The sequence below is a fragment of the Acidovorax sp. genome, from assembly GCF_047607405.1.
Taxonomy (GTDB): domain Bacteria; phylum Pseudomonadota; class Gammaproteobacteria; order Burkholderiales; family Burkholderiaceae_C; genus Acidovorax.
The window spans coordinates 1-5,483 of the sequence record NZ_JASGDA010000010.1; the positions used below are offsets into that span (position 1 = coordinate 1).

Sequence of the window (5,483 nt, forward strand, 5' to 3'; positions counted from 1 at the left end):
CCCCCGCGCCCATCGCGCCCGACGCGCAGGCGCTGGCGCGGCTGCTGGGGGCCGAGCCTGCCGCGCCGGGCGTGGCGGTTGCGCCCTCGGCCTCCAGCCGGTTCCAGTTGGTGGGCGTGCTGTCGGGCCGGCACAGCGGCGGCGGTGCGGCGCTGATCGCGGTGGACGGCAAGCCTGCCAGGCCGTTCCGCGTGGGGGCGGTGGTGGACCAGGGGCTGGTGCTGCAGTCGCTGGGGCCGCGCCAGGCGCAACTGGGTGCGGCCCTGGGCGGCCCTGCCGCGCTGTCGCTGGAAATGCCGCCTCTCCACGGCAAGCGTTAACCCAGGCGGCGCACTTCCCATTCGCCGTAACCCGGAGCGGCCAGCGGCCAGGCATCGGCGCGCGGTGGTGCATCGCCCTGGGTCTGCAGCCAGGCCACGCAGCGCGCCACGCCTGCGTGGGTGATCCACACCACGTCGGTGGCCGCGGGCACATCCCGCAGGGCCTGTGCCACGCGCTCCAGCATCGCGCCCAGGCTTTCACCGCCGCCGGGTGCGTGCGTGGCAAAGTCGGCGGTCCAGGCATCGACGGCATCCTGGCCGATGGCGTGCCAGGGCTGCCCTTCCCAGGTGCCAAAGTCCATCTCGCGCAGCCGGGCATCCGCATTCAATGCCAAATCAGGCTGCAGCGCTTGCAGTGCTTGGGCTAGCTGCTCACATCTTTGTAGCGTGGAGTGCGCAACCTGCGCCCCCGGCGGCAGGGCTGCGGCCAGGCGCCGGGCCGCAAGCTGCGTGGCCATGGCATCGACGGGTACGTCCAGCGCGCCGTAGCAGAGGCCCGGCGCCACCAGGGGCCGGGCATGCCGCACGAGCCAAAGCCGGGTCATCACCAGCGCAGGCTCAGCGCCGCGCCCAGGTAGAAGCCGATCTCGCTGACCTGCTGCGCAGCACCCAGGCAGTCGCCCGTAAAGCCTTGCAGCCGCCGCGCGAACCAGCGCGCCATCCACGCGGCGGCCAGGGCGCTGCAGACCATGGATGCTATTAAATAGATAGCTGTATGTGCTTGCCACACAAGCGCCAGAGGCCCAAAACACCACAAACCCGCCACCACCAGCGCCCGGCCCGATATCTGGTCGGCCAGCGGCTTGCTCTTGGACTTTGCCGCGTCCCCCACGTGCGGCAGCGCCCGCACGATGAGCAGCGGCCACCCGCGCGACAGCACGTGCGCCCCCGCGATGGCCGCGAGCGCCGCCGCCAGCCCGTGTGCGCCGAGCAGAGACAGCAGCGCGACCTTGGCCAGCAATGCCAGCACCAGCGCCATGGCCCCGAAGGCGCCGATGCGCGAGTCCTTCATGATGTCCAGCGCCCGCTCGCGGCTGGCAGCGCCGCCCAGCCCGTCGGCCACGTCGGCCAGGCCGTCTTCGTGAAAGCCGCCCGTCATCAGCACCGTGGCGATGGTGCTGAACACCGCCGCCACCGCAGGCGCGAAGGGGTTGGGCGCCAGCGCCAGGTACAGCGCCGCATACACGCCCGCCGCCAGCAGCCCCGCCAGCCAGCCCACGCCCGGCAAGTGCGCGGTGCTGGCCCGCAGCATGGCGGGGCTGTAGCCCACCCACGCCGCCAGCCGCCCCGTGACGGGGATGCGCGTGAAGAACTGCACGGCCAGCAGGTAGTGGCGCAGGAACTGCATCTTCTTCAAAATTGATAGCTGCTTGTGCTTTCTGGATAAGCGCTAGAGGCCAATTTGACCCATATTTCTTGTCAGGCCCGCAGGAACAGCCGGTACGCCGGGTTCTGCGTCTCTTCCACGCAGGGGTAGCCCAGCGCGGCCAGAAAGGCGTCGAACGTCGCCGCGTCCTCGGGCGGCACCTGCATGCCGACGAGGATGCGGCCATAGTCCGCGCCCTGGTTGCGGTAGTGGAACAGGCTGATGTTCCAGCTCGGCTGCATCAGGCTCAAGAACTTGAGCAGCGCGCCAGGCCGCTCGGGGAAGGTAAAGCGCATCAGCCGCTCGTCCCGCGCCAGGGCAGAGTGCCCGCCCACCAGGTGGCGCAGGTGCTCCTTGGCCAGTTCGTCGTGCGTCAGGTCCAGCGCCTCGAAGCCGTGGCGGTTGAAGCTGCTGGCAATCTGGCCCGACTCGCCCTTGCCGTGCGTCGCCAAGCCCACGAACACGTGCGCGCGGGCCGCGTCGCTGATGCGGTAGATGAACTCCGTCACGTTGCGCGGGCCGCCGGGCAGGGCGCCGATCACCTCGCAAAAGCGCCGAAAGCTGCCGCGCTCCTCGGGCAGGGTGACGGCGAACAGCGCCTCGCGCTCCTCGCCCACCTCGGCGCGCTCGGCCACGAAGCGCAGGCGGTCGAAGTTCATGTTGGCGCCGCAGAGGATGGCGGCGTAGGTCTCGCCCTGGGTCTTGCGCTCGGCCACGTACTGCTTGATGGCCGCCACGGCCAGCGCGCCTGCGGGCTCGACGATGCTGCGGGTATCGACAAAGATGTCCTTGATGGCGGCGCACACGGCATCGGTGTCCACGGTGATGAACGCGTCCACCAGGCCGCTGGCGACGCGGAAGGTCTCCTCGCCCACCAGCTTGACGGCGGTGCCGTCCGAGAACAGGCCCACGTCGGGCAGCGTGACGCGCTCGCGCGCCTGCACGGACTGGATCATCGCGTCCGAGTCGTTCATCTGCACGCCGATGACCTTGATCTCGGGCCGCACGGCCTTGATGTAGTTCGCCACGCCCGACACCAGCCCGCCGCCGCCAATGGCGACGAACACCGCGTCGAGCCGGTTGCTGCCCAGGCTCTGCAGCTGGCGCAGCATCTCCATGGCGATGGTGCCCTGGCCTGCGATCACATCCGGGTCGTCAAAGGGGTGGACGAAGGTCAGCCCCTGCTCCTGCTGCAGGCGGGCCGCGTGCTGGTAGGCGTCGGAATAGCTCTCACCGTGCAGCACCACCTCGCCGCCCAGGGTCTTGACGGCGTCCACCTTCAACTGCGGCGTGGTCGTGGGCATCACGATCACGGCGCGCGTGCCGAGCTTGTGCGCACTCATTGCCACGCCCTGCGCGTGGTTGCCCGCCGACGCGCAGATCACGCCGCGCGCGAGCTGCTCGGGCGTCAGGTGCGCCATCTTGTTGTAGGCCCCGCGCAGCTTGAAGCTGAACACCGGCTGCTGGTCCTCGCGCTTCAGGAGCACCTGGTTGTGCAGGCGGCGGCTCAGGGCCTTGGCGGGCTCCAGGGCGGATTCGACCGCCACGTCATAGACGCGGGCGGTGAGGATTTTCTTCAGGTAATCGGCGGGGGAAAGCGGCAGGTTCATGGTGGCGGGGATGATAGGCGACCGGGCGAAAAAAAAGCCCCGAACCTTGCGGTACGGGGCTTAATCCATCCTTTGAGGAGATGGAGGAGACAATCGGTGCATCGCCATCGGGCAACGCATGGGACCTAGTGTAATCCCTTGGTTGCTGCGACGCAGCAAAATAAGGCCAAAATTTCAGGCCGAATCGTCAAATATCGTGAAAAAACCACGCTTGCACGCGCGGCGAACAGAAAAGTAAAGGACTTCATCCATGGAATGCACAGTGAGCTGGACAGGCGCCGCGGGCACGCGCTCGGGCATGGGCTTCATCGCCGAGACGGGCAGCGGCCACGTCCTGGCCATGGACGGCGCGCCCGACGCCGCCAACCCCGCCAACGGCGGCCAGAACCTGGCCCCGCGCCCCATGGAGACCGTGCTCGCGGGCACCGGCGGCTGCACGGCCTACGACGTGGTGCTCATCCTGAAGCGCGGGCGGCACGACGTGCGCGGCTGCAGCGTCAAGCTGACCACCGAGCGCGCCCAGACCGACCCCAAAGTCTTCACCAAGATCCACATGCACTTCACCGTGACCGGCAAGGCCATCCCCCCCGCCGCCGTGGAGCGCGCCATCGCCATGAGCCACGACAAATACTGCTCGGCCAGCATCATGCTGGGCAAGACGGCGCAGATCACCACGGGGTTCGAGGTGGTGGAGGCGGGTTGATGGGCCGGTATCCATAAAGAAAGAAGTCTGGCGGTTTGCGGCCTGCTGTGCTACCTTCTGACCGCAATGAACGCCGCTCTTGACCCCATCGTCTCCGAGTTTTCCTCACAGGAAGATGCCAGTGCCTACGACCAGTGGTTTCGCGCCAAGGTCGAGGCCGCGCTGCAACGGGCAGACGACCCCGCCACGCCCAGGTTCACCACGGACCAGGTAATGCGGGCCATTGATGGCGTGATCCAGGCTGCACAGGCAAAGCATGCCCAGCGTCGTCTGGGTTGAATCGGCCCTTGAAGATCTCCACGCCATAGCGGCATTCATTGCCGAGCGCGATCCCCAGGCCGCCCATCGGCTGGTGGAGCGCCTGATGGACGATGCGGACGCACTGGCCGTGCTGCCTGTCCAGTACCGGCGTGGCCGCGTGGCGGGCACGCATGAACTGGTGTGCCACCCCAACTACATCCTCGTGTACCGCCACGCGGTTGGATGCATCGAGATATTGAACGTGCTGCATGCGCGCCAGCGGTATCCGACGTAGGGTGGCGAGGCAAGAAGTAAAAAAGCAGAAGGCCGCCCGAGGGCGGCTTTCTTCATGCTTTTGAATACCAGAGGCTGGCACCAGGCCAGCCGGGGGTATTAGAAGCTGTGCTTGATACCGAGGTCGTAACCGTTGGAGTTGCCAGTGGTCACGGCACCGTTCAGAGCTTGGGTAGCGCCGTTCTTGTTCTTCAGGTGAGCGAACGTAGCGTACACGGCGGTGCGCTTGGACAGGTTGTGGACATAGCCCAGAGCGATCTTGTCGGTGCGGGGGTCAGAACCCGTCGTGTCGATCTTGGCGATGGAGTAAGCCAGGCGGATTACGCCAGCGCCCACGGGCACCTGGCCGCCAATCAGGAAGCTCTTACCGGTAGCGCCGCCGCCGTCAACTTCGTTTTCAGAGTAATGGCTCAGGATCTTGGCCACACCCAGATCGTAGGATGCGCCCACGTTCCAGGTCGTGATGTCGCCGGCCAGGTACTTGGTTTGTCCAACAGCCAGGCCCACGTTGATGGGGCCGTTGGCATAGCCAACGCGAGCCGACAGGCCCGTGCCGTCCTTCTTGTTGGCAGCGGTGCTGGCGTTTTCGCCCATGTAGTACTGCACTTGGCCGTAGAAGCCGCCCAGGTTGCCAGGCAGGAAGTAGCCGATGGCGTTGGAAGCGCGGACGGAGGTGTAGCCATCCAGGCTGGAGTTCAGGGTTTGAGCGGTGCCGACGCCGTTCGTGCCGAAGGCATCGAAGGTCGTGAGGTTCCAGAAGTGAGGCGTGTAGTCACGGCCCAGACGGATTTCACCGAAGCCGCCGTTCAGGCTCACGGTGGAGCGACGGTTGAACGTCAGACCGCCGCCGCCGGTGGAGCCGGTGGATTGGTTGTTGGTGCTGGTGGTTGCGCCAGAACCGTTGTCGTTGTTCACACCGGCTTCCAGCCAGAACGAAGCGGACAGACCGC

At 67.0% G+C, this 5,483-nt stretch carries 8 protein-coding genes; 4 read left to right on the forward strand and 4 right to left on the reverse strand.

The genetic code is table 11. The features are described from left to right. Positions 1-320 (forward strand): type II secretion system protein N (locus QM569_RS01750; RefSeq protein WP_414985501.1); only part of this gene is annotated, 320 nt, incomplete at its 5' end. On the opposite strand, the gene QM569_RS01755 is transcribed toward QM569_RS01750, so the two are convergent. The 3 genes from QM569_RS01755 to ilvA all read right to left on the reverse strand — a co-directional run bounded on the left by QM569_RS01755 (position 317) and on the right by ilvA (position 3,296). After that, positions 317-865, reverse strand: coding sequence for a histidine phosphatase family protein (locus QM569_RS01755; protein WP_414985502.1), 549 nt, complete (start codon positions 863-865; stop codon positions 317-319). The two genes, QM569_RS01750 and QM569_RS01755, sit on opposite strands and share 4 nt — an antisense overlap. Continuing rightward, complete coding sequence (gene cobS / locus QM569_RS01760) at positions 865-1,668, reverse strand: adenosylcobinamide-GDP ribazoletransferase (RefSeq protein ID WP_414985508.1); 804 nt, start codon at positions 1,666-1,668, stop codon at positions 865-867. Before cobS ends, QM569_RS01755 begins: the two co-directional genes overlap by 1 nt. Positions 1,669-1,739: 71 nt before the next feature. Next, positions 1,740-3,296 (reverse strand): threonine ammonia-lyase, biosynthetic, encoded by a 1,557-nt coding sequence (ilvA, locus tag QM569_RS01765; protein WP_414985503.1) that lies wholly within the window; start codon positions 3,294-3,296, stop codon positions 1,740-1,742. A gap of 250 nt (positions 3,297-3,546) precedes the next feature. Here ilvA and QM569_RS01770 point away from each other — a divergent pair, with 250 nt between their 5' ends. The 3 genes from QM569_RS01770 to QM569_RS01780 all read left to right on the forward strand — a co-directional run bounded on the left by QM569_RS01770 (position 3,547) and on the right by QM569_RS01780 (position 4,534). Continuing rightward, complete coding sequence (locus tag QM569_RS01770; protein ID WP_414985504.1) at positions 3,547-3,999, forward strand: OsmC family protein; 453 nt, start codon at positions 3,547-3,549, stop codon at positions 3,997-3,999. Positions 4,000-4,065: 66 nt separating this feature from the next. Further along, on the forward strand, positions 4,066-4,278 hold the full coding sequence (locus tag QM569_RS01775) for a stability determinant (RefSeq protein WP_414985505.1): 213 nt from the start codon (positions 4,066-4,068) through the stop codon (positions 4,276-4,278). Next, entirely contained in the window at positions 4,256-4,534 is a 279-nt protein-coding gene (locus QM569_RS01780; protein WP_414985506.1) for a type II toxin-antitoxin system RelE/ParE family toxin, read from the forward strand. The genes QM569_RS01775 and QM569_RS01780 overlap by 23 nt, the downstream gene beginning before the upstream one ends. Before the next feature lie 98 nt (positions 4,535-4,632). Here the strand turns inward: QM569_RS01780 and QM569_RS01785 are convergent. After that, the coding region (locus QM569_RS01785; protein ID WP_414985507.1) for a porin at positions 4,633-5,483 on the reverse strand (851 nt) is incomplete at its 5' end.

Excerpts from the sequence above, each read along its gene's own strand:
- QM569_RS01755 (WP_414985502.1), bottom strand. The coding sequence starts at position 865 with ATGACCCGGCTTTGGCTCGTGCGGCATGCCCGGCCCCTGGTGGCGCCG.
- cobS (WP_414985508.1), bottom strand. The coding sequence starts at position 1,668 with ATGCAGTTCCTGCGCCACTACCTGCTGGCCGTGCAGTTCTTCACGCGC.
- ilvA (WP_414985503.1), bottom strand. The coding sequence starts at position 3,296 with ATGAACCTGCCGCTTTCCCCCGCCGATTACCTGAAGAAAATCCTCACC.
- QM569_RS01770 (WP_414985504.1), top strand. The coding sequence starts at position 3,547 with ATGGAATGCACAGTGAGCTGGACAGGCGCCGCGGGCACGCGCTCGGGC.
- QM569_RS01775 (WP_414985505.1), top strand. The coding sequence starts at position 4,066 with ATGAACGCCGCTCTTGACCCCATCGTCTCCGAGTTTTCCTCACAGGAA.
- QM569_RS01780 (WP_414985506.1), top strand. The coding sequence starts at position 4,256 with ATGCCCAGCGTCGTCTGGGTTGAATCGGCCCTTGAAGATCTCCACGCC.